28 protein-coding genes are annotated in these 17,080 nt (G+C 65.8%); 2 read left to right on the top strand and 26 right to left on the bottom strand.

Features of this window, described 5'->3' with window-relative positions:
* Positions 1-44 precede the first annotated feature (44 nt).
* Both AC2S9W_RS04235 and AC2S9W_RS04230 read left to right on the top strand, forming a co-directional pair.
* On the top strand, positions 45-572 hold the full coding sequence (locus tag AC2S9W_RS04235) for a DUF4142 domain-containing protein (RefSeq protein ID WP_067108715.1): 528 nt from the start codon (positions 45-47) through the stop codon (positions 570-572).
* Positions 569-889, top strand: a complete 321-nt coding sequence (locus AC2S9W_RS04230; RefSeq protein ID WP_076073404.1) for a cupredoxin domain-containing protein — start codon at positions 569-571, stop codon at positions 887-889. The genes AC2S9W_RS04235 and AC2S9W_RS04230 overlap by 4 nt, the downstream gene beginning before the upstream one ends.
* Before the next feature lie 201 nt (positions 890-1,090).
* Here AC2S9W_RS04230 and AC2S9W_RS04225 read toward each other — a convergent pair whose 3' ends face one another.
* From AC2S9W_RS04225 to fusA, 26 genes are all read right to left on the bottom strand, one after another.
* Positions 1,091-1,744, bottom strand: a complete 654-nt coding sequence (locus AC2S9W_RS04225; protein WP_067108722.1) for an adenylate kinase — start codon at positions 1,742-1,744, stop codon at positions 1,091-1,093.
* A 50-nt stretch (positions 1,745-1,794) separates the two neighbouring features.
* The gene (gene secY, locus AC2S9W_RS04220) at positions 1,795-3,168 is read right to left on the bottom strand and encodes a preprotein translocase subunit SecY (protein ID WP_067108732.1); all 1,374 of its coding nucleotides are present in this window, start codon (positions 3,166-3,168) and stop codon (positions 1,795-1,797) included.
* A 229-nt stretch (positions 3,169-3,397) separates the two neighbouring features.
* Entirely contained in the window at positions 3,398-3,883 is a 486-nt protein-coding gene (rplO, locus tag AC2S9W_RS04215; RefSeq protein ID WP_067108837.1) for a 50S ribosomal protein L15, read from the bottom strand.
* Positions 3,884-3,936: 53 nt separating this feature from the next.
* The gene (locus AC2S9W_RS04210; RefSeq protein ID WP_067180143.1) at positions 3,937-4,143 is read right to left on the bottom strand and encodes a DUF1737 domain-containing protein; all 207 of its coding nucleotides are present in this window, start codon (positions 4,141-4,143) and stop codon (positions 3,937-3,939) included.
* Between the two features lie 7 nt (positions 4,144-4,150).
* Positions 4,151-4,336 carry a 50S ribosomal protein L30 gene (gene rpmD, locus AC2S9W_RS04205; protein WP_067108737.1) on the bottom strand — a complete coding sequence of 62 codons (186 nt, stop codon included), beginning with the start codon at positions 4,334-4,336 and terminating at the stop codon, positions 4,151-4,153.
* 4 nt (positions 4,337-4,340) lie between these two features.
* Complete coding sequence (rpsE, locus tag AC2S9W_RS04200) at positions 4,341-5,033, bottom strand: 30S ribosomal protein S5 (RefSeq protein ID WP_076073401.1); 693 nt, start codon at positions 5,031-5,033, stop codon at positions 4,341-4,343.
* Positions 5,034-5,035: 2 nt separating this feature from the next.
* Complete coding sequence (gene rplR / locus AC2S9W_RS04195; RefSeq protein WP_067108739.1) at positions 5,036-5,389, bottom strand: 50S ribosomal protein L18; 354 nt, start codon at positions 5,387-5,389, stop codon at positions 5,036-5,038.
* Between the two features lie 3 nt (positions 5,390-5,392).
* Entirely contained in the window at positions 5,393-5,926 is a 534-nt protein-coding gene (gene rplF, locus AC2S9W_RS04190; protein ID WP_067108742.1) for a 50S ribosomal protein L6, read from the bottom strand.
* Positions 5,926-6,330, bottom strand: a complete 405-nt coding sequence (gene rpsH / locus AC2S9W_RS04185; RefSeq protein WP_067108750.1) for a 30S ribosomal protein S8 — start codon at positions 6,328-6,330, stop codon at positions 5,926-5,928. The genes rplF and rpsH overlap by 1 nt, the downstream gene beginning before the upstream one ends.
* Positions 6,331-6,342: 12 nt before the next feature.
* Positions 6,343-6,648 (bottom strand): 30S ribosomal protein S14, encoded by a 306-nt coding sequence (gene rpsN / locus AC2S9W_RS04180; protein WP_067108754.1) that lies wholly within the window; start codon positions 6,646-6,648, stop codon positions 6,343-6,345.
* A gap of 50 nt (positions 6,649-6,698) precedes the next feature.
* A complete protein-coding gene (gene rplE, locus AC2S9W_RS04175) occupies positions 6,699-7,277 on the bottom strand; it encodes a 50S ribosomal protein L5 (RefSeq protein ID WP_067108758.1) in 579 nt (192 codons plus the stop codon).
* On the bottom strand, positions 7,270-7,590 hold the full coding sequence (rplX, locus tag AC2S9W_RS04170) for a 50S ribosomal protein L24 (protein WP_067108760.1): 321 nt from the start codon (positions 7,588-7,590) through the stop codon (positions 7,270-7,272). Before rplX ends, rplE begins: the two co-directional genes overlap by 8 nt.
* A 2-nt stretch (positions 7,591-7,592) precedes the next feature.
* Entirely contained in the window at positions 7,593-7,961 is a 369-nt protein-coding gene (gene rplN, locus AC2S9W_RS04165; protein ID WP_011543078.1) for a 50S ribosomal protein L14, read from the bottom strand.
* 57 nt (positions 7,962-8,018) lie between these two features.
* Complete coding sequence (gene rpsQ / locus AC2S9W_RS04160; RefSeq protein ID WP_067108762.1) at positions 8,019-8,312, bottom strand: 30S ribosomal protein S17; 294 nt, start codon at positions 8,310-8,312, stop codon at positions 8,019-8,021.
* A 10-nt stretch (positions 8,313-8,322) separates the two neighbouring features.
* Positions 8,323-8,529, bottom strand: coding sequence for a 50S ribosomal protein L29 (gene rpmC / locus AC2S9W_RS04155; protein WP_067108764.1), 207 nt, complete (start codon positions 8,527-8,529; stop codon positions 8,323-8,325).
* 5 nt (positions 8,530-8,534) lie between these two features.
* Positions 8,535-8,966 (bottom strand): 50S ribosomal protein L16, encoded by a 432-nt coding sequence (rplP, locus tag AC2S9W_RS04150; protein WP_067108766.1) that lies wholly within the window; start codon positions 8,964-8,966, stop codon positions 8,535-8,537.
* A gap of 11 nt (positions 8,967-8,977) precedes the next feature.
* Complete coding sequence (rpsC, locus tag AC2S9W_RS04145) at positions 8,978-9,685, bottom strand: 30S ribosomal protein S3 (protein ID WP_067108768.1); 708 nt, start codon at positions 9,683-9,685, stop codon at positions 8,978-8,980.
* Position 9,686: 1 nt separating this feature from the next.
* On the bottom strand, positions 9,687-10,067 hold the full coding sequence (gene rplV / locus AC2S9W_RS04140; RefSeq protein ID WP_067108769.1) for a 50S ribosomal protein L22: 381 nt from the start codon (positions 10,065-10,067) through the stop codon (positions 9,687-9,689).
* Positions 10,067-10,342 (bottom strand): 30S ribosomal protein S19, encoded by a 276-nt coding sequence (gene rpsS / locus AC2S9W_RS04135; protein ID WP_003042215.1) that lies wholly within the window; start codon positions 10,340-10,342, stop codon positions 10,067-10,069. Before rpsS ends, rplV begins: the two co-directional genes overlap by 1 nt.
* Positions 10,343-10,345: 3 nt before the next feature.
* Complete coding sequence (rplB, locus tag AC2S9W_RS04130; protein ID WP_067180130.1) at positions 10,346-11,182, bottom strand: 50S ribosomal protein L2; 837 nt, start codon at positions 11,180-11,182, stop codon at positions 10,346-10,348.
* Positions 11,183-11,204: 22 nt separating this feature from the next.
* Positions 11,205-11,513, bottom strand: a complete 309-nt coding sequence (locus AC2S9W_RS04125; protein WP_067108778.1) for a 50S ribosomal protein L23 — start codon at positions 11,511-11,513, stop codon at positions 11,205-11,207.
* Entirely contained in the window at positions 11,506-12,132 is a 627-nt protein-coding gene (gene rplD / locus AC2S9W_RS04120; protein ID WP_067108779.1) for a 50S ribosomal protein L4, read from the bottom strand. Before rplD ends, AC2S9W_RS04125 begins: the two co-directional genes overlap by 8 nt.
* A 2-nt stretch (positions 12,133-12,134) precedes the next feature.
* The gene (gene rplC / locus AC2S9W_RS04115; protein WP_067108780.1) at positions 12,135-12,893 is read right to left on the bottom strand and encodes a 50S ribosomal protein L3; all 759 of its coding nucleotides are present in this window, start codon (positions 12,891-12,893) and stop codon (positions 12,135-12,137) included.
* Positions 12,894-13,197: 304 nt separating this feature from the next.
* Positions 13,198-13,509 (bottom strand): 30S ribosomal protein S10, encoded by a 312-nt coding sequence (rpsJ, locus tag AC2S9W_RS04110; protein WP_011543089.1) that lies wholly within the window; start codon positions 13,507-13,509, stop codon positions 13,198-13,200.
* A gap of 168 nt (positions 13,510-13,677) precedes the next feature.
* Positions 13,678-14,868 carry an elongation factor Tu gene (gene tuf, locus AC2S9W_RS04105; protein WP_067108781.1) on the bottom strand — a complete coding sequence of 397 codons (1,191 nt, stop codon included), beginning with the start codon at positions 14,866-14,868 and terminating at the stop codon, positions 13,678-13,680.
* Between the two features lie 122 nt (positions 14,869-14,990).
* Positions 14,991-17,063, bottom strand: a complete 2,073-nt coding sequence (fusA, locus tag AC2S9W_RS04100; RefSeq protein WP_076073399.1) for an elongation factor G — start codon at positions 17,061-17,063, stop codon at positions 14,991-14,993.
* Positions 17,064-17,080 lie beyond the last annotated feature (17 nt).

The following is a 17,080-nucleotide window of genomic DNA, read 5'->3' as shown; positions in this document are numbered from 1 at the left end:
CGGCGGCGCCATCCAATGGCCGCATTCGGACAAGGAGAAGCACGATGCTCAAGACATTCCTGCGGATCGGCGCCGCGGCGGCGCTCGCCGTCGGCGGCACGGCCTGGTCGCACGACGCGGCGAAGCCCGGCGACGCGCAGATCGCCCACATCGCCTACACGGCGGGGCAGATCGACATCGACGCCGGCAAGCAGGCGCTCGTCAAATCGAAGAATCCGGCGGTGCGGGCGTTCGCCGAAGAGATGGTGCGCGACCATGGCGCGGTGAACGAACAGGCGCTGGCGCTGGTCGGGCGGCTCGGCGTGACGCCGGAGGCCAATGCGACGAGCGCCGCGCTGACCGCGCAGGCGGCGCAGAAGCACGACGAGCTAGCGAAGCTCGACGGCGCCGCCTTCGACCGCGCCTATGTCGCGAATGAAGTCGCCTATCATGCGACGGTCAACGGCGCGCTGCGCGACCTGCTGATTCCGTCCGCCAGCAATGGCGAGCTGAAATCGCTGCTCGAAACCGGGCTGACGCTGTTCGGGGAGCATCAGAAGCACGCCGAGCATCTGGCCGCGAGCCTCCGGTGAGGCGCGCGCTCCTCTGCACCCTCGCGCTCGCCGCCGTGCCGCTGCTCGGCGGCGCGGCGCCCGCGCCCCGCGTGCACCAGGTCGTGATCGATAAGATGAAATTCGGTCCCGTACCGCCGGGGGTTCGGGTCGGCGACACGATCCTGTGGATCAACAAGGACCTGTTCCGGCACACCGCCACCGCGCGCAACGGCAGCTTCAACGTCGATCTGCCGGCGGGAAAGAGCGGCAGGACCACGCTCAGGCGGCCCGGCGCCGTCCGCTTCTATTGCATCTATCATCCGGGCATGACGGGGACGCTGATCGTCGGGCGCTAACGGCTTTCAGGTCCGAACGCCGGACGAGCCGCAGGACCGGATGGGCCGGTTCTGGACCGTGATGACATCGAATGGACTCGTCATTGCGAGCGGCGGAGCCGCGCGGCAATCCAGAGCGTGCGGTAACCGCTCTGGATTGCTTCCCCCGGATCAGGTCCGGGGTCGCAAAGACGAAGCGGGTCAATCCAAAGTCATCAGAGTCTAGCCGCCGAGGATCGCCTCGATCGCGCCGTTCACCGTTTCGATCGGCGCCATGCCGTCGACCTTGCTGACGATGCCGCGCGCTTCGTAGATCGGCAGGATCGGCGCGGTCTTGGCGCGATATTCGGCCATGCGCGTGCGCACCGTCTCCTCATTGTCGTCGGGACGCCGCTTGAACTCGTGGCTGCCGCAGACGTCGCAGGTTTCCGCGACCTTCGGCTGCTTGTGGCGGTCGTGATACCCTTCGCCGCACTGCGCGCAGGAGAAACGCCCGGTGATGCGGTCGACGAGCGCATCCTCGTCGACAACCAGTTCGATGACATGGTCGAGCTTGCGGCCGCGCGCCGCCAGGATTTCGTCGAGCGCGGTCGCCTGCGCCGCGGTGCGCGGATAGCCGTCGAAGATGACCGACGTGTCGCCGCCCAGTTCGTCGAGCCGCTCGCCGATCAGGCCCGAAACGATTTCGTCCGACACCAGCCCGCCCGCGTCCATCACCGCCTTCGCCTGCTGGCCGGTCGGCGTGCCCGCCTTGACCGCGGCGCGCAGCATGTCGCCGGTCGAGAGCTGGATCATGCCATGCTCCTGCTCGAGCCGCGAGGCCTGCGTCCCCTTCCCCGCTCCCGGCGGGCCGAGCAAGATGATGTTGCGCGTCATGAAAGCCCCTCTTTGTTCCCTGATCCGTCGCGGTGGCCGTAACCGACGCCTCAGCGGCGTGCAATGCCGCCTTTCAGTTTGGCCTTCTTGATCAGGTCGCCATATTGATGCGCCAGCATGTGGCTCTGCATCTGGGTGATCGTGTCGATGGTCACGTTGACGACGATCAGCAGGCTGGTGCCGCCGAGGTGGACGGGCAGGCCGGCGTTGGCGATGAAATATTCGGGAATGAGGCAGATCAGCGCCAGATAGGTCGCGCCGATCACCGTGATGCGCGTCAGCACGAAATCGAGATAGGCGGCGGTGTTCTTGCCCGGGCGGATGCCGGGGATGAAGCCGTTCTGCCGCTTCAGATTGTCGGCGGTTTCCTCGGGGTTGAAGACGACCGCGACATAGAAGAAGCAGAAGAAGATGATGCTCGCGCCATAGAGGCCCATGTAGAGCGGCTGCCCGACCGCCAGATACTGGTTGAGCGTGATCAGGAAATCGCCCCACACCGATTCGCCCGACACGCGGTTGCCGAGCATCTGGGTGATGGTCAGCGGCATCAGCAGCAGCGACGAGGCGAAGATCGGCGGGATCACGCCCGCGGTGTTGACCTTGAGCGGCAGGTGGCTGCGATCGGCCTGCATCACCCCGCGCTGGGTCGCGCGCTTCGGATACTGGACGAGGACGCGGCGCTGCGCGAGTTCCATGAAGCTGATGAAGGCGATGATCGCCGCGCCGCCGACGAAGACGAGCAGGACGGTGCCGCCGCCCATCGAACCTTCGCGGACCTGGGTGAACATCTGACTGAAGCTGCGCGGCAGCTGGGCCAGAATGCCCGCCATGATGATCAGCGAGACGCCGTTGCCGATGCCGCGGCTGGTGATCTGCTCGCCCAGCCACATCAGGAACAGCGTGCCGCCGACGATGCTGATGACGGCGCCGATGCGGAACAGCATGCCGGGATCGACCACGGCGCCGACGCCCTGGCTGGCGCCCAGCGTCTCGAGCCCCACCGCGACGAAATAGCCCTGAATCGCGGTCAGCCCGACCGTACCGTAGCGCGTATACTGGTTGAGCTTGGTGCGCCCGCTCTCGCCCTCTTTCTTGAGCGCGGCAAGCGTCGGCGACAGCGCCGCGGCAAGCTGCACGACGATCGAGGCGGTGATATAGGGCATGACGCCGAGCGCGATGATGCTCATGCGCTCGAGGCTGCCGCCCGAGAAGGTGTTGAACAGGTCGAGCACGCCGCCCGACGCCGCCTGGCTGTACAGCTGCGACAGCGCGACCGGGTCGACGCCCGGCAGCGGAACATAGGACAGGAAGCGAAAGACGACCAGCGCACCGATCGTGAACCAGATGCGGTTCTTGAGCTCCGTCGCCTGACCGAACTTCGAGAAGTTCAGATTGGCAGCAAACTGGTCGGCGCGAGAGGCCATGCTATCTTTCCTCAGTGGCGGACCGCGCCCCCCGCGACCCGGGCGCCTATGTGCGTTCGCTCAGGCCGAAGCGCAAGGGGAAAGGCCCATTTGGGGGTGCGATCTTCACAGCGCCCCATCTATCCGTTCGCATTGATGGGTGTCTCGACTTCGCTCGACACGAACGCGAATCTATCGTCTCTAAATGGCGAGGGGGCGGTCCGGATCCGAACCGCCCCCTCGCAATTCCTTACTCCGCCTTCGCTTCCTCGGCGGCGGCGGCGGGCAGTTCGACCTTGCCGCCGGCCTTCTCGACCGCGGCGACCGCGCCCTTCGACGCGCCGGCGACCGCGAAGCTCAGCTTGGCGGTCAGTTCGCCCTTGGCGAGGAGGCGGACGCCGTCCTTGCCGCCGCGCGCGACGCCCGCGGCCTTCAGCGCGGCGTGGTCGACGGTCTTCTTCGGGTCGAGCTTCTTCGCATCGACCAGCTTCTGGACCTGCCCCAGGTTCACGATCGCGAAGTCCTTCGCGAAGATGTTGTTGAACCCGCGCTTCGGAATCCGCATGTGGAGCGGCATCTGGCCGCCCTCGAAGCCGTTGATCGAAACGCCGCTGCGGCTCTTCTGGCCCTTCTGGCCGCGGCCGCCGGTCTTGCCCTTGCCCGAGCCGATGCCGCGTCCGACCCGCATCCGGCCCTTGCGGGCGCCATTGTTGTCACGAAGATCGTTGAGCTTGATAGTCATTGCACTCGCTTTCGCTGTGTTCGCGCTATGGACCGTCCCCTCGGGGGCTAGTCCGGTTCGATTTCACTCGACGGCTGAAAGCCGGGATAGGGCCCGGCCTTCTCCATCACGATGGCCTGGGCGACGTAGCCGCGGCCATCGACCTGGGTGATCGACGGGCTGCCGTGAAGCTGCCATCCCCGGTTGAGCAGCCCCTCGACGCGCGCGCAGAAGGCGCTGTCGTCGGGTCCGGTCAACAGGCGATAGAGCTTCATCGGTGCGTCAGCCCTCGATGATTTCCACCATGTGCGGAAGCTTGCGGATCATGCCGCGCACTTCCGGGGTGTCGACCAGCTCGACCTCGCGGTTCATCTTGCCCAGCCCGAGGCCGGTCAGGATCTTGCGCTGGTCCTTGGGCCGGCGGATCGGCGAGCCGATCTGGCGGATCTTGATCGTCTTGTCGGCCATCGTCTTACTCCGTCACCGCCGCGGCTTCGGCCTCGGCCACGCGGTCGGCCGCGCCGCCCCGCTTGATCAGGTCCGAAACCTTCTTGCCGCGACGCTGCGCCACCGACTTGGGGCTGGTCTGTTCGCCCAGCGCCTCGAAGGTCGCGCGGATCATGTTATAGGGGTTCGAGGTGCCGACCGACTTGGTCACCACGTCGGCGACGCCCAGCGATTCGAACACGGCGCGCATCGGGCCGCCGGCGATGATGCCGGTCCCCGCGGGGGCCGAGCGCACCGTGACCTTGCCCGCGCCGAAATGGCCGCGGCCGTCATGGTGCAGCGTGCGGCCGTCGCGCAGCGGAACGCGGATCATCGCCTTCTTCGCGGCGGCAGTCGCCTTCGAAATCGCCTCGGGCACTTCGCGCGCCTTGCCATGGCCGAAACCGGCGCGGCCCTTGCCGTCGCCGACGACGACGAGCGCGGCGAAACCAAAGCGCTTGCCGCCCTTCACCGTCTTCGACACGCGGTTGATGTGGACGAGCTTCTCGATCAGCTCCTCGCCGCCGTCCTCGTCGCGCGGACGGCGATCGTCGCGGCGGCCACGGCCACCGTCACGACCCCCGCGACCGCCGTCGCGGCCGCCACGGCCACGGCGGGGAGCGCCGGTGTTTTCGGTCGTTTCGACCGCGCCTTCGACGTTCTGTACTTCGTCAGCCATGCTTAGAACTCCAATCCGCCTTCGCGCGCCGCGTCGGCCAGCGCCTTGATGCGCCCGTGGAACAGGAAGCCGCCACGGTCGAACACGACCTGCGTCACGCCCGCCTTCTTGGCGGCGTCGGCAAGGCGCTTGCCCACCTCGGCAGCGGCCTCCGCGGTCGCGCCGGTCTTGCCGCGCAGATCCTTGTCGAGCGTCGAGGCCGCGGCCAGCGTCTTGCCGGCGGCGTCATCGATGAGCTGCGCATAGATATGGCGGCCCGAACGGTGCACCGACAGGCGGGGACGCCCGGCGGCGCGCAGACGGAGCGCGGTGCGGACGCGCTGGCGACGTTTTTGGAAAGGGGTGAGATGTGCCATGGCTTACTTCTTCTTGCCTTCTTTGCGGAAGATGTACTCGCCGCGATACTTGATGCCCTTGCCCTTGTAGGGTTCGGGCTTGCGCCAGCGGCGGATCTCCGCCGCGACCTGGCCGACCTTCTGCTTGTCGATGCCGCTGATCTCGATCGTCGTGTTGTCCGGCGTCTTGATCTCGATGCCCTCGGGCACCGCATAGTCGACATCGTGGCTGTAGCCGAGGTTCAGCTTCAGGTTCTTGCCCTGCGCGTTGGCGCGATAGCCGACGCCGGTGATCTCGAGGACCTTGGTGAAGCCCTCGGTCACGCCCGTGACCAGATTCTGGACCAGCGTGCGCTGCATGCCCCAGAAGGCCCGCGCTTCGCGGCTGTCGTTCGCCGGCTGTACCGAAATGCTGCCTTCGCCGACCTCATATTTGATGATGTCGGACAGCGGCATCGCCAGCGTGCCCTTGGGGCCCTTGACCGACAGCGTGCCGCCATCGATCGCGGCGGTGACGCCGCTGGGAATCTCGACTGCCCTTTTACCGATGCGAGACATCAGAACACCTCCGCCAGCACTTCGCCGCCGACATTATGCTCGCGCGCCTCGGCATCCGACAGGACGCCGCGCGGGGTCGACACGATGGTGATGCCCAGGCCGTTGCGCACGATCGGCAGCTCTTTCGAGCCCGAATAGACGCGGCGGCCGGGCTTGGAAACGCGCGCCACATGGCGGATCGCGGGCTGGCCCTCGAAATATTTCAGCTCGATGCGCAGGCCCTTGTGCTGGCCCTTCGCGCCCAGCGCTTCCTCGCTGTAGCCACGGATATAGCCTTCGCGCTTCAGCACGTCGAGAACGCGGACACGCAGCGTCGAGGCGGGAGTCAGGACGCTGTCCTTCTTCGCCTGCTGGCCGTTGCGGATGCGGGTGAGCATATCACCCAAAGGATCGGTCATTGCCATCTTGCGTGTTCCTTACCAGCTCGACTTCACAACGCCGGGGATCAGGCCCTTGTTGGCCAGATCGCGCAGCTGAACGCGGCACAGCCGGAATTTGCGATAATAGGCGCGCGGACGGCCGGTCAGCTCGCACCGGTTGCGGATGCGGGTCGGGTTGCCGTTGCGCGGAATCTCCGCCATCTTCAGGCGCGCGATCAGGCGCTCGCCATCGTCGAGCGAGGTGTCGGCCGCGATGGCCTTCAGCTTCGCGTAGCGACCGGCATATTTCTTCACCAGACGCTTGCGACGCTCGTTCTTGTTCACCGAACTCAGTTTCGCCATGACTTAAGTTCTCTTTCCTTATTGAGAGAGCACGGCCTGATCCCGCGGGATCAGGCGGCTTCCTTTTCCTTGGCCTCGATCGGGAAGGGGAAGCCGAACAGCCGGAGCAGTTCGCGGGCTTCGTCGTCCGTGCGGGCGGTGGTGGTCACGATCACGTCCATGCCGCGCACCGAATCGATGCGGTCATAGTTGATCTCGGGGAAGATGATCTGCTCTTTCAGGCCCATGGCATAATTGCCACGGCCGTCGAAGCTCTTCGCCGACACGCCGCGAAAGTCGCGGATGCGCGGCATCGCGATGGTGATCAGCCGGTCGAGGAATTCGTACATCCGCTCGCGGCGCAGCGTCACCTTGCAGCCGATCGGCATGCCTTCGCGCAGCTTGAAGCCGGCGATCGACTTCTTCGCCTTGGTGATCACGGGCTTCTGCCCCGCGATCAGCTCCATTTCCGAAGCGGCGGTATCGACCTTCTTCTTGTCCTGGACCGCGTCGCCCACGCCCATGTTGAGCGTGATCTTCTCGATCTTCGGCACTTCCATCGCATTCTTGTAACCGAACTTGTCGATCATCGCCTTGACGATGTTGTCGTCATAGAGCGACTTCATGCGCGGGGTGTATTTGTCAGCCATTGATGGTCTCCCCGGACTTCACGGCCACGCGGACCTTCTTGCCGTCCTTGGTTTCGAAGCGGACGCGCGTCGGCTTGCCCGACTTGGGGTCGGCGATCGCGACCTTGCTGACGTGCAGCGGCGCTTCCTTGCGTTCGAGGCCGCCCTGCGGGTTCGCCTGGCTCGGCTTGCGGTGGCGGGTGATGACGTTGACGCCCGCGACGACGACCTTGCCGTCCTTCGGCAGGCTCTGCGTCACTTCACCGGTCTTGCCCTTGTCCTTGCCGGACAGGACGACGACCGTGTCGCCCTTCTTGATCTTGGCCATCGACATGGTCAAAGCACCTCCGGCGCCAGGCTGATGATCTTCATATAGCCGCGGCCGCGCAGTTCGCGGACGACGGGGCCGAAGATACGGGTGCCGATCGGCTCCTCGTTCTTGTTGACGAGCACGGCGGCGTTGCTGTCGAAACGGATCACCGATCCGTCGGCGCGGCGCACGTCCTTGGCGGTGCGGACGATGACGGCGCGATGCACGTCACCCTTCTTCACCTTGCCGCGCGGCTGCGCTTCCTTGATCGACACGACGATCACGTCGCCGACGCCGGCGGTGCGACGCTTCGACCCGCCCAGCACCTTGATGCACTGGACGCGCTTCGCGCCGCTGTTGTCGGCGACTTCCAATTGTGACTGCATCTGGATCATCGATGCATTTCCTTCTTCCTTGGCCTACCGGGCCGTCCCGGCGGTTCCGTGAAACTCTTACGCCTCGACTTCGGCCGCGGGGGCCGGAGCGGGGGCCGCCTTCGCCTTGGTGGGGGTCTCGACCTTGTCGAGCACCTTCCAGGTCTTCAGCTTCGAAATCGGCTTCGTTTCCTCGATGCGGACGGTCTCGCCAGCCTTGAAGCTGTTGTCCTCATCGTGGGCGTGATACTTCTTCGAGCGGCGGATGATCTTGCCGTAGAGCGGGTGCTTGACCTTCCGCTCCACCTTCACCACGACGGTCTTGTCGCCCTTGTCGGACACCACCGTGCCGGTCAGAATGCGCTTCGGCATGACAGTCTCCTTACTTCGCGGCAGCCGCGCGGACGCGCGCGGTCTGCTCGGTCTTGATGCGGGCGATGGTGCGCCGCACGTCCTTGACCCGCGAGGCCTTTTCGAGCTGGCCGGTGGCGGCCTGGAAACGCAGGTTGAACGCCTCGCGCTTCAGCTCGCCCAGCTCTTCGGAGAGCTGGTCGTCGGTCTTCTTGGTCACGTCTTCACTCTTGGCCATGGCCCTCAGCCCTCCAGGTGCGAGGTGTCGCCGAGGCGGGCGACGACCTTGGTCTTGATCGGCAGCTTCATCGCCGCGCGCTCGAACGCCAGCGCGGCCACCGGGCCGGGGACGCCGTCGAGTTCGAACAGGATGCGGCCCGGCTTCACGCGCGCGGCCCAATATTCGGGCGCGCCCTTGCCCTTGCCCATGCGGACTTCGGCGGGCTTCGACGACACGGGAAGGTCGGGGAAGACGCGGATCCACAGGCGGCCCTGGCGCTTGATCGCACGGCTGATCGCGCGGCGCGCCGCTTCGATCTGGCGGGCGGTGATGCGCTCCGGCTCCATCGCCTTCAGGCCATAGGAGCCGAAGTTCAGCGTCGTGCCGCCCTTGGCGAGGCCGTGGATGCGGCCCTTGAAGGCCTTGCGGAACTTGGTTTTCTTCGGTTGCAGCATGTCAGCAGTCCTTAGCGGCGTTCATCGCGCGCCGGGCGAACGCCCGACGTCTGCGCGTCGAGCATCAGCCGGTCGGTCGCCATCGGGTCGTGGCCGAGAATCTCGCCCTTGAAGATCCAGACCTTGATCCCGCACACGCCATAGGCGGTGTGGGCTTCGGCCTCGGCATAGTCGACGTTGGCGCGCAGCGTGTGCAGCGGCACGCGGCCCTCGCGATACCATTCGGTGCGCGCGATCTCGGCGCCGCCCAGACGGCCGGCGCAGTTGATGCGGATGCCCTCGGCACCGAGGCGCATCGCCGACTGCACCGCGCGCTTCATCGCGCGGCGGAAGGCGACACGGCGTTCGAGTTGGTCGGCGATGCCCTGTGCGACGAGCTTGGCGTCGACCTCGGGCTTGCGGATCTCGACGATGTTCAGCGACACGTCGCTGCCCGTCATCTCGCCCAGCTTCTTGCGCAGCTTCTCGATGTCGGCGCCCTTCTTGCCGATGATGACGCCCGGACGGGCGGCATAGATCGACACGCGGCACAGCTTCGCGGGACGCTCGATCACCACCTTCGAGATCGCGGCCTGCGGCAGCGACTTGAAGATGAACTTGCGGATCTTCAGATCCTCGACCAGCATGCGGCCATAGTCCTGCCCTTCGGCGAACCAGCGGCTGTCCCAGGTGCGGTTGACCTGCAGGCGCAGGCCGATCGGATTGCTCTTCTGGCCCATCTTACGCCTCTTCTTCCTGTTCGCGGACGACGATGCGGATGCGGCTGAACGGCTTTTCGATCCGGGTCGACTTGCCGCGGCCGCGCGCATGCCAGCGCTTCATCGTGAACGCCTTGCCGACGCTCGCTTCCTTGACGACGAGCGCGTCGACGTCGAGGTTGTGGTTGTTCTCGGCATTGGCAACGGCGCTGGCGAGAACCTTGCGCACGTCGACCGCCATCGCCCGCTTCGAGAAAGCGAGGATGTTCATCGCATCTTCGACGCGGCGGCCGCGGATCAGCGCGGCGACGAGGTTCAGCTTCTGCGCCGAACCGCGAATTTGCGTGCCGACCGACAGCGCCTCATTGTCCGCAACGCGGCGGGGGGACTTTTCCTTGCCCATTAGCGTTTGCCCTTCTTGTCGGCCGCGTGGCCGGGGAAGAAGCGCGTCGGCGCAAATTCACCCAGCTTCATGCCGACCATGTCTTCATTGACCGACACCGGCACGAACTTGCGGCCGTTGTAGACGTTGAAGGTCAGCCCGACGAACTGCGGCAGGATGGTGGAGCGACGCGACCAGGTCTTGATCGGGGCAGAGCTGCCGCCGTCCTGGGCCGCTTCGGCTTTCTTGAGGAGATGAAGGTCGACGAACGGACCCTTCCAGACCGAGCGTGCCATGGCTTACCTCTTCTTCTTCGCGTGACGCGACCGGATGATCATCTTGTCGGTCGACTTGTTGTGGCGGGTGCGGGCGCCCTTGGTCGGCTTGCCCCACGGGGTGACCGGGTGGCGGCCGCCCGAGGTGCGGCCTTCGCCGCCGCCGTGCGGGTGGTCGACCGGGTTCTTGGCGACGCCGCGGGTCAGCGGGCGCTTGCCGAGCCAGCGGCCGCGACCTGCCTTGGCGAGGTTCTGGTTGCCGTTGTCGGGGTTCGACACCGCGCCGACGGTGCCCATGCACTCGCCGCGGATGTAGCGCTGCTCACCCGAGCCGAGACGCACGATGACGAGACCGCGATCGCGGCCGACGACCTGCGCATAGGTGCCGGCCGAGCGGGCGATCTGGCCGCCCTTGCCCGGCTTCATCTCGATGTTGTGGACGATCGTGCCGACCGGCATCTGCGACAGTTCCATCGCATTGCCCGGCTTCACGTCGGTCTTCTTGCCCGCGACGATGGTGTCGCCGACGGCCAAGCGCTGCGGCGCCAGGATATAGGCGAGCGTGCCGTCCTGATACTTGACCAGCGCGATGAAGGCGGTGCGGTTCGGGTCGTATTCGAGCCGCTCGACGGTTGCCGGCATGTCCCACTTGCGACGCTTGAAATCGATGAAGCGGTACTTCTGCTTGTGGCCGCCGGCGATGCCGCGCGAGGTGACGTGGCCCTTGTTGTTGCGGCCACCGGTCTTGCGCTTGCCTTCGGTCAGCGCCTTGACGGGCTTGCCCTTCCACAGCGACGACTTGTCGACGAGGATCAGGCCGCGCTGCGCGGGGCTGGTCGGATTATAATGCTTGAGTGCCATTTTCTTTGCCTTCCCCTGACGCTCAGACGCCCGAGGTGACGTCGATCGACTGGCCTTCGGCCAGGCGGACGACGGCCTTCTTCACGTCGCTGCGGGTGTAGGGCTTGCCCTTCCAGCGCTTGGTCTTGCCCTTGGTGACCAGCGTGTTGACGCTGAGCACCTTGACATCGAACAGCGCCTCGACGGCGGCCTTGATCGCCGGCTTGGTCGCGTCGTTGGCGACGCGGAAGACGACGGCGTCGTTCTCGCTGAGCAGCGTCGACTTCTCGGTGATCACCGGCGACAGGATCACGTCATAGTGACGCGCATCGATGGTCTTTGCCTTAGCCATTGCAGCGGGCCTCCAGCTTTTCGACCGCCGCGCGGGTCAGGACCAGCGTGTCGGCACGGATGATGTCATAGACATTGGCCCCGATCGCCGGCAGCGCATCGACGCCGACGATGTTGGCCGAAGCCTGAACGAAGCTCTCATGCACGGCGTCGCCGTCGATGAAGAGCGCGCGGCCGCCAAGCTCCAGCTTGCCGAGCTTGCCGGCGAGCGCCTTGGTCTTGGCATCCTTGAGCTCGAGCGTGTCGAGGACGACGAGCTTGCCGCCCTTCGCCTTGTCGCTGAGCGCCATCTTCAGGCCGAGGGTGCGGATCTTCTTGTTCAGCGAATGGCCGAAGGTGCGGGCCCGCGGGCCGTGCGCCTTGCCGCCGCCGATGAAGATCGGCGCCTTGCGGTCGCCGTGACGCGCGGTGCCGCCGCCCTTCTGGCGACCGAACTTCTTGCCGGTGCGGGCGACTTCGCTGCGCTCGCGGGCGGCGCGGGCGGGGCCGCGGCGCTTCTCGAGCTGCCAGGCGACGACGCGGTGCAGGATGTCCGCACGCGCATCGACGCCGAAGACGTCGTCGTTGAGGTCGATGTCGGCGCCAGCCTTGCCATCGAGGGTCTGAACCTTGACCTTCATGATCAGGACTCCTGTGCGCCGTCGGCCGCGGGTGCTTCGACCGCTGCGTCCGCAGGGGTTTCAGCCGGGGCATTGTTGCTGTTCGCCGCGCTCTTGACGCCCGCCGGATAGGGGGCCTCGGGGTGGCGCGGCAGCTTCACCGCATCGCGGACGAGCAGCCAGCCGCCCTTCGAGCCCGGGACCGAGCCCTTGACGAAGAGGAGGCCGCGCTCGGCGTCGGTGCGGACGATTTCCAGATTCTGCTGAGTGCGGTTGCGCGCGCCCATGTGGCCGGCCATCTTCTTGTTCTTGAAGACGCGGCCCGGATCCTGGCGGTTGCCGGTCGAACCATGGGCACGGTGGCTGATCGAGACGCCGTGGCTGGCGCGCATGCCGCCGAAGCCCCAGCGCTTCATCGCGCCGGCAAAGCCCTTGCCCTGCGTGACGCCCTGGATGTCGACGATCTGGCCGGCGACGAAATGGTCGGCCGACAGCTCGGCGCCGACGTCGAGCGTCGCGTCGTCGGCGACGCGGAATTCGACGAGCTTCGCCTTGGGCTCGACCTCGGCCTTGCCATAGGCGCCGCGCTGCGGCTTGGCGACATTCTTCGCCTTCGCCGACCCGGCACCCAATTGAACGGCCACATAGCCGTCGCGTTCCTTATCGCGCACGGAGACGACCTGGCAGCCTTCGAGGCTCAGGACGGTGACCGGCACGTGGCGGCCATCGTCCTGAAACAGGCGGGTCATCCCCATTTTCTTCGCGATCACGCCAGTCCGCATGATCCATACTCCTAACAGAGGCCGGGCGGACCATTCCGCGCGGCTTGCGGGACCCCATCGGGACACGCCCCGACGGAAACCCTCCCAGCCCGAAATTTCGATGCGTCGCCCCGTCCGGGCTGAGGTGCCGCCTGCCCCGATGGGGTGGTGCGGCGAGACGGGGGACGCAGCCCGGTCTGGATGCTTCCGATGGAAGCGACCGGCGGTATCCACCCTATCGTCGGTCCGGATCGCTCCGGACGTGTGCCGGCGCCGTGGCGCCTGGCCGATAGAGACCCCGGATCGAGTCCGGGGCTGCGCTGGCTTAGGCCAGCTTGATTTCGACGTTCACGCCCGCGGCGAGGTCGAGCTTCATCAGCGCGTCGACCGTCTGCGGGGTGGGCTGCACGATGTCGAGCAGCCGCTTGTGGGTGCGCACCTCGAACTGCTCGCGCGACTTCTTGTCGATGTGCGGGCCGCGGTTCACGGTGAACTTCTCGATACGCGTCGGCAGCGGGATGGGACCGCGAATGAGGGCGCCCGTCCGACGCGCCGTGTCGGCGATGTCGGTGGTGGCCTGATCGAGCACGCGGTGATCAAAGGCCTTCAGGCGAATGCGAATATTCTGCGTTTCCATGACTGTTCCAGTCGAATCCCGTCTGACGATGCGAAAGAGCAAAAACTTGGGCGAAAGAGCCGAAACGGCCTGTTCCGAGTCCCCTTGGGAGAGACCGGAGAGGCCATCAAAAACCTGTAAGCTACGAGCCGCGCGACTCGTCCGAATCGCGCGGCTCGCGGCCCTATATTACTTTGTGATCGACGCCACAACCCCTGCGCCGACCGTGCGGCCGCCTTCGCGGATCGCGAAGCGCAGGCCCTGGTCCATGGCGATCGGAGCGATGAGCTTGACCGACAGCTGGACGTTGTCGCCCGGCATCACCATCTCGGTGCCCTCGGGGAGGATGACCTCGCCGGTGACGTCGGTGGTGCGGAAGTAGAACTGCGGGCGATAGTTGGCGAAGAACGGCGTGTGACGGCCGCCTTCGTCCTTCGACAGCACATAGACTTCCGAGGTGAACTCGGTGTGCGGGGTGATCGAGCCGGGCTTCGCGAGGACCTGGCCGCGCTCCACCTCGTCACGGCCGACGCCGCGGATCAGCGCACCGATGTTGTCGCCGGCTTCGCCCTGGTCGAGCAGCTTGCGGAACATCTCGACGCCGGTGACGGTCGTCTTCTTGGTGTCCTTGATGCCGACGATCTCGACTTCCTCGCCGACCTTGACGATGCCGGTCTCGACACGGCCGGTGACGACGGTGCCGCGGCCCGAGATCGAGAACACGTCCTCGATCGGCATCAGGAAGGGCTGGTCGACCGGACGTTCCGGCTGCGGGATCCAGCTGTCGACGGCTTCCATCAGCTTCAGGACGGCTTCCTTGCCGATGTTGTCGTCGCGGCCTTCGAGGGCGGCGAGCGCCGAACCCGCGATGATCGGAATATTGTCGCCGTCGAAGTCGCGCTTCGAAAGCTCTTCGCGGATTTCGAGCTCGACCAGCTCGAGCAGCTCGGGATCGTCGACCTGGTCGACCTTGTTCAGGAAGACGACCATGGTCGGAACGCCGACCTGCTTGGCGAGCAGGATGTGCTCCTTGGTCTGCGGCATCGGGCCGTCGGCGGCCGACACGACGAGGATCGCGCCATCCATCTGCGCGGCGCCGGTGATCATGTTCTTCACATAGTCGGCGTGGCCCGGGCAGTCGACGTGCGCATAGTGGCGCGCATCGGTCTCATACTCGATGTGCGAGGTCGAGATGGTGATGCCGCGCTCGCGCTCTTCGGGCGCCTTGTCGATGTTGGCGAAATCGACCGCAGCGCCGCCGCCACGTTCCGAAAGAACCTTCGAGATCGCCGCGGTCAGCGAGGTCTTGCCATGGTCGACGTGACCGATGGTGCCGATGTTGCAGTGCGGCTTCGTCCGCTCAAATTTAGCCTTGGCCATGTTTCTTGAACCTTCTTGTTCGCGTGTTGAGTTGATCAGTCCCGGACGAGCCTGCCTGAATCAGGCGCCGCCCTTAGTAGGTCTTGCCGTGCGAGGCAACCCCCGCACGGCCCGGCGGCCGGTCAGGCCATCTTCGCCTTCACTTCCTCGGCGACGTTCGTCGGCACTTCCTCATAGTGAGAGAATTGCATCGTGTACTGGGCACGACCCTGGGTGAAGCTGCGGAGCTGGTTGACGTAGCCGAACATGTTGGCGAGCGGCACCATCGCCTCGACCACCTGCGCGTTGCCGCGGGTGTCGGTGCCCTGGATCTGCCCGCGACGGCTGTTGAGGTCGCCGATCACGTCGCCCATGAATTCCTCGGGCGTCACCACCTCGACCTTCATCACCGGTTCGAGCAGCTTGATGCCGGCCTTCGCCGCCACCTCGCGCATCGCCGCGCGGCCGGCGATCTCGAACGCCAGCGCCGACGAATCGACGTCGTGATAGGCGCCGTCGATCAGCTTGATGTCGAAGTCGATGATCGGGAAGCCGATCATGTGGCCGTTCTCCGCCGATTCGCGGAAGCCCTTCTCGACCGCCGGGATATATTCGCGCGGAATGTTGCCGCCCTTGATCTCGTCGGTGAAGGTGACGCCGCTGCCGCGCTCGCCCGGGGTGACCTGCACCTTGACGCGGCCGAACTGGCCCGAGCCGCCCGACTGCTTCTTGTGGGTGTAGTCGACCTCGACCGGCTTCGCGAGCGATTCGCGGTACGCCACCTGCGGCGCGCCGACATGCGCTTCGACCTTGAACTCGCGACGCATGCGATCGACGAGGATGTCGAGGTGAAGCTCGCCCATGCCCTTGATGATCGTCTGACCCGATTCATGGTCGGTCGAGACGCGGAAGCTCGGGTCCTCGGCGGCCAGGCGATTGAGCGCGACGCCCATCTTCTCCTGGTCGGCCTTGGTCTTGGGTTCGACCGACAGCTCGATCACCGGCTCGGGGAATTCCATGCGCTCGAGGATGATCGGCGCGTTCGAGGCGCAGATCGTGTCGCCCGTCGTGGTTTCCTTGAGACCGGCGAGCGCGACGATGTCGCCCGCATAGGCTTCGTCGATGTCCTCGCGGCTGTTCGCATGCATCAGCAGCATGCGGCCGATCTTTTCCTTCTTGTCCTTGACCGAGTTCAGGTAGGTGCCCTTGCTCAGCGTGCCCGAATAGATGCGGGCGAAGGTCAGCGAGCCGACGAACGGATCGTTCATGATCTTGAACGCGAGCAGCGACAGCGGCGCCGAATCCGACGTCTCGCGCGTGTCGGGTTCGTCGTTCGCCGGGTTGATGCCCTGGACGTCGGGAATGTCGAGCGGGCTCGGCAGATAGTCGACGACCGCGTCGAGCAGCGCCTGCACGCCCTTGTTCTTGAACGACGAACCGCACAGCACGGGGACGAACGCCTGCGCCAGCGTGCCCTTGCGGATCAGCGCCTTCAGCGTGGCGACGTCTGGAAGCGTGCCCTCGAGATAGGCTTCCATCGCCGCATCGTCCTGTTCGACGGCCAGTTCGATCAGCTTTTCGCGATATTCGGCGGCCTTGTCCTTCAGCTCGTCGGGAATCTCGATATATTCGAACTCGGCGCCCAGGCTCTCGTCCTTCCAGACGATGCCGCGCTCTTCGACGAGGTCGACGAGGCCGATGAAGTCGCTCTCCGCGCCGATCGGCAGGTAGAGCGGCGCCGGAACCGCGCCGAGGCGGTCGATGATCGTCTGGACGCAATAATAGAAGTTCGCGCCGGTCCGGTCGAGCTTGTTGATGTAGCACATGCGCGGCACGCCGTATTTCTCGGCCTGGCGCCACACGGTTTCCGACTGCGGCTCGACGCCGGCAACGCCGTCGAACGCGGCGACCGCGCCGTCGAGGACGCGCAGGCTGCGCTCGACCTCGATGGTGAAGTCGACGTGGCCGGGGGTGTCGATGATGTTCAGCCGATGGTCGCGCCAGAAACAGGTGGTCGCGGCGGAGGTGATCGTGATGCCACGCTCCTGCTCCTGCTCCATCCAGTCCATCGTCGCGCTACCCTCGTGGGTTTCGCCGATCTTGTAGTTCTTGCCGGTGTAATAGAGGATGCGCTCGGTCGTCGTGGTCTTGCCGGCGTCGATGTGCGCCATGATACCGAAATTGCGATAGCGTTCGAGCGGATGGCTGCGGGCCATGGTCTTTTCCTTGGGTT

The sequence above is a fragment of the Sphingopyxis sp. 550B genome, from assembly GCF_057401805.1.
This window is presented reverse-complemented; position numbering and strand designations above follow the sequence as displayed.

Coding starts and splice junctions, on each gene's coding strand:
- rpsC (WP_067108768.1), bottom strand. CDS start 9,685: ATGGGCCAGAAGAGCAATCCGATCGGCCTGCGCCTGCAGGTCAACCGC.
- rpmC (WP_067108764.1), bottom strand. CDS start 8,529: ATGGCCAAGAGTGAAGACGTGACCAAGAAGACCGACGACCAGCTCTCC.
- AC2S9W_RS04225 (WP_067108722.1), bottom strand. CDS start 1,744: ATGACGCGCAACATCATCTTGCTCGGCCCGCCGGGAGCGGGGAAGGGG.
- AC2S9W_RS04125 (WP_067108778.1), bottom strand. CDS start 11,513: ATGGCTAAGGCAAAGACCATCGATGCGCGTCACTATGACGTGATCCTG.
- rpsH (WP_067108750.1), bottom strand. CDS start 6,330: ATGGCAATGACCGATCCTTTGGGTGATATGCTCACCCGCATCCGCAAC.
- rplC (WP_067108780.1), bottom strand. CDS start 12,893: ATGCGGACTGGCGTGATCGCGAAGAAAATGGGGATGACCCGCCTGTTT.
- rplP (WP_067108766.1), bottom strand. CDS start 8,966: ATGCTGCAACCGAAGAAAACCAAGTTCCGCAAGGCCTTCAAGGGCCGC.
- rplN (WP_011543078.1), bottom strand. CDS start 7,961: ATGATCCAGATGCAGTCACAATTGGAAGTCGCCGACAACAGCGGCGCG.
- rpsQ (WP_067108762.1), bottom strand. CDS start 8,312: ATGCCGAAGCGCATTCTGACCGGCACGGTGGTGTCCGACAAGGGCGAC.
- rpmD (WP_067108737.1), bottom strand. CDS start 4,336: ATGGCCGACAAGACGATCAAGATCCGCCAGATCGGCTCGCCGATCCGC.
- rpsS (WP_003042215.1), bottom strand. CDS start 10,342: ATGGCACGCTCGGTCTGGAAGGGTCCGTTCGTCGACCTTCATCTCCTC.
- rplV (WP_067108769.1), bottom strand. CDS start 10,067: ATGGGCAAGGAAAAGTCCCCCCGCCGCGTTGCGGACAATGAGGCGCTG.
- fusA (WP_076073399.1), bottom strand. CDS start 17,063: ATGGCCCGCAGCCATCCGCTCGAACGCTATCGCAATTTCGGTATCATG.
- tuf (WP_067108781.1), bottom strand. CDS start 14,868: ATGGCCAAGGCTAAATTTGAGCGGACGAAGCCGCACTGCAACATCGGC.
- rpsN (WP_067108754.1), bottom strand. CDS start 6,648: ATGGCGAAACTGAGTTCGGTGAACAAGAACGAGCGTCGCAAGCGTCTG.
- rpsE (WP_076073401.1), bottom strand. CDS start 5,033: ATGGCTGACGAAGTACAGAACGTCGAAGGCGCGGTCGAAACGACCGAA.
- rpsJ (WP_011543089.1), bottom strand. CDS start 13,509: ATGGAAACGCAGAATATTCGCATTCGCCTGAAGGCCTTTGATCACCGC.
- rplF (WP_067108742.1), bottom strand. CDS start 5,926: ATGTCTCGCATCGGTAAAAGGGCAGTCGAGATTCCCAGCGGCGTCACC.
- rplE (WP_067108758.1), bottom strand. CDS start 7,277: ATGGCTGACAAATACACCCCGCGCATGAAGTCGCTCTATGACGACAAC.
- AC2S9W_RS04235 (WP_067108715.1), top strand. CDS start 45: ATGCTCAAGACATTCCTGCGGATCGGCGCCGCGGCGGCGCTCGCCGTC.
- secY (WP_067108732.1), bottom strand. CDS start 3,168: ATGGCCTCTCGCGCCGACCAGTTTGCTGCCAATCTGAACTTCTCGAAG.
- rplD (WP_067108779.1), bottom strand. CDS start 12,132: ATGAAGGTCAAGGTTCAGACCCTCGATGGCAAGGCTGGCGCCGACATC.
- AC2S9W_RS04210 (WP_067180143.1), bottom strand. CDS start 4,143: ATGAAGCTCTATCGCCTGTTGACCGGACCCGACGACAGCGCCTTCTGC.
- rplX (WP_067108760.1), bottom strand. CDS start 7,590: ATGTCGATGGCCAAGATCAAGAAGGGCGACACGGTCGTCGTCCTGTCC.
- rplB (WP_067180130.1), bottom strand. CDS start 11,182: ATGGCACTCAAGCATTATAATCCGACCAGCCCCGCGCAGCGCGGCCTG.
- rplR (WP_067108739.1), bottom strand. CDS start 5,389: ATGGCACATCTCACCCCTTTCCAAAAACGTCGCCAGCGCGTCCGCACC.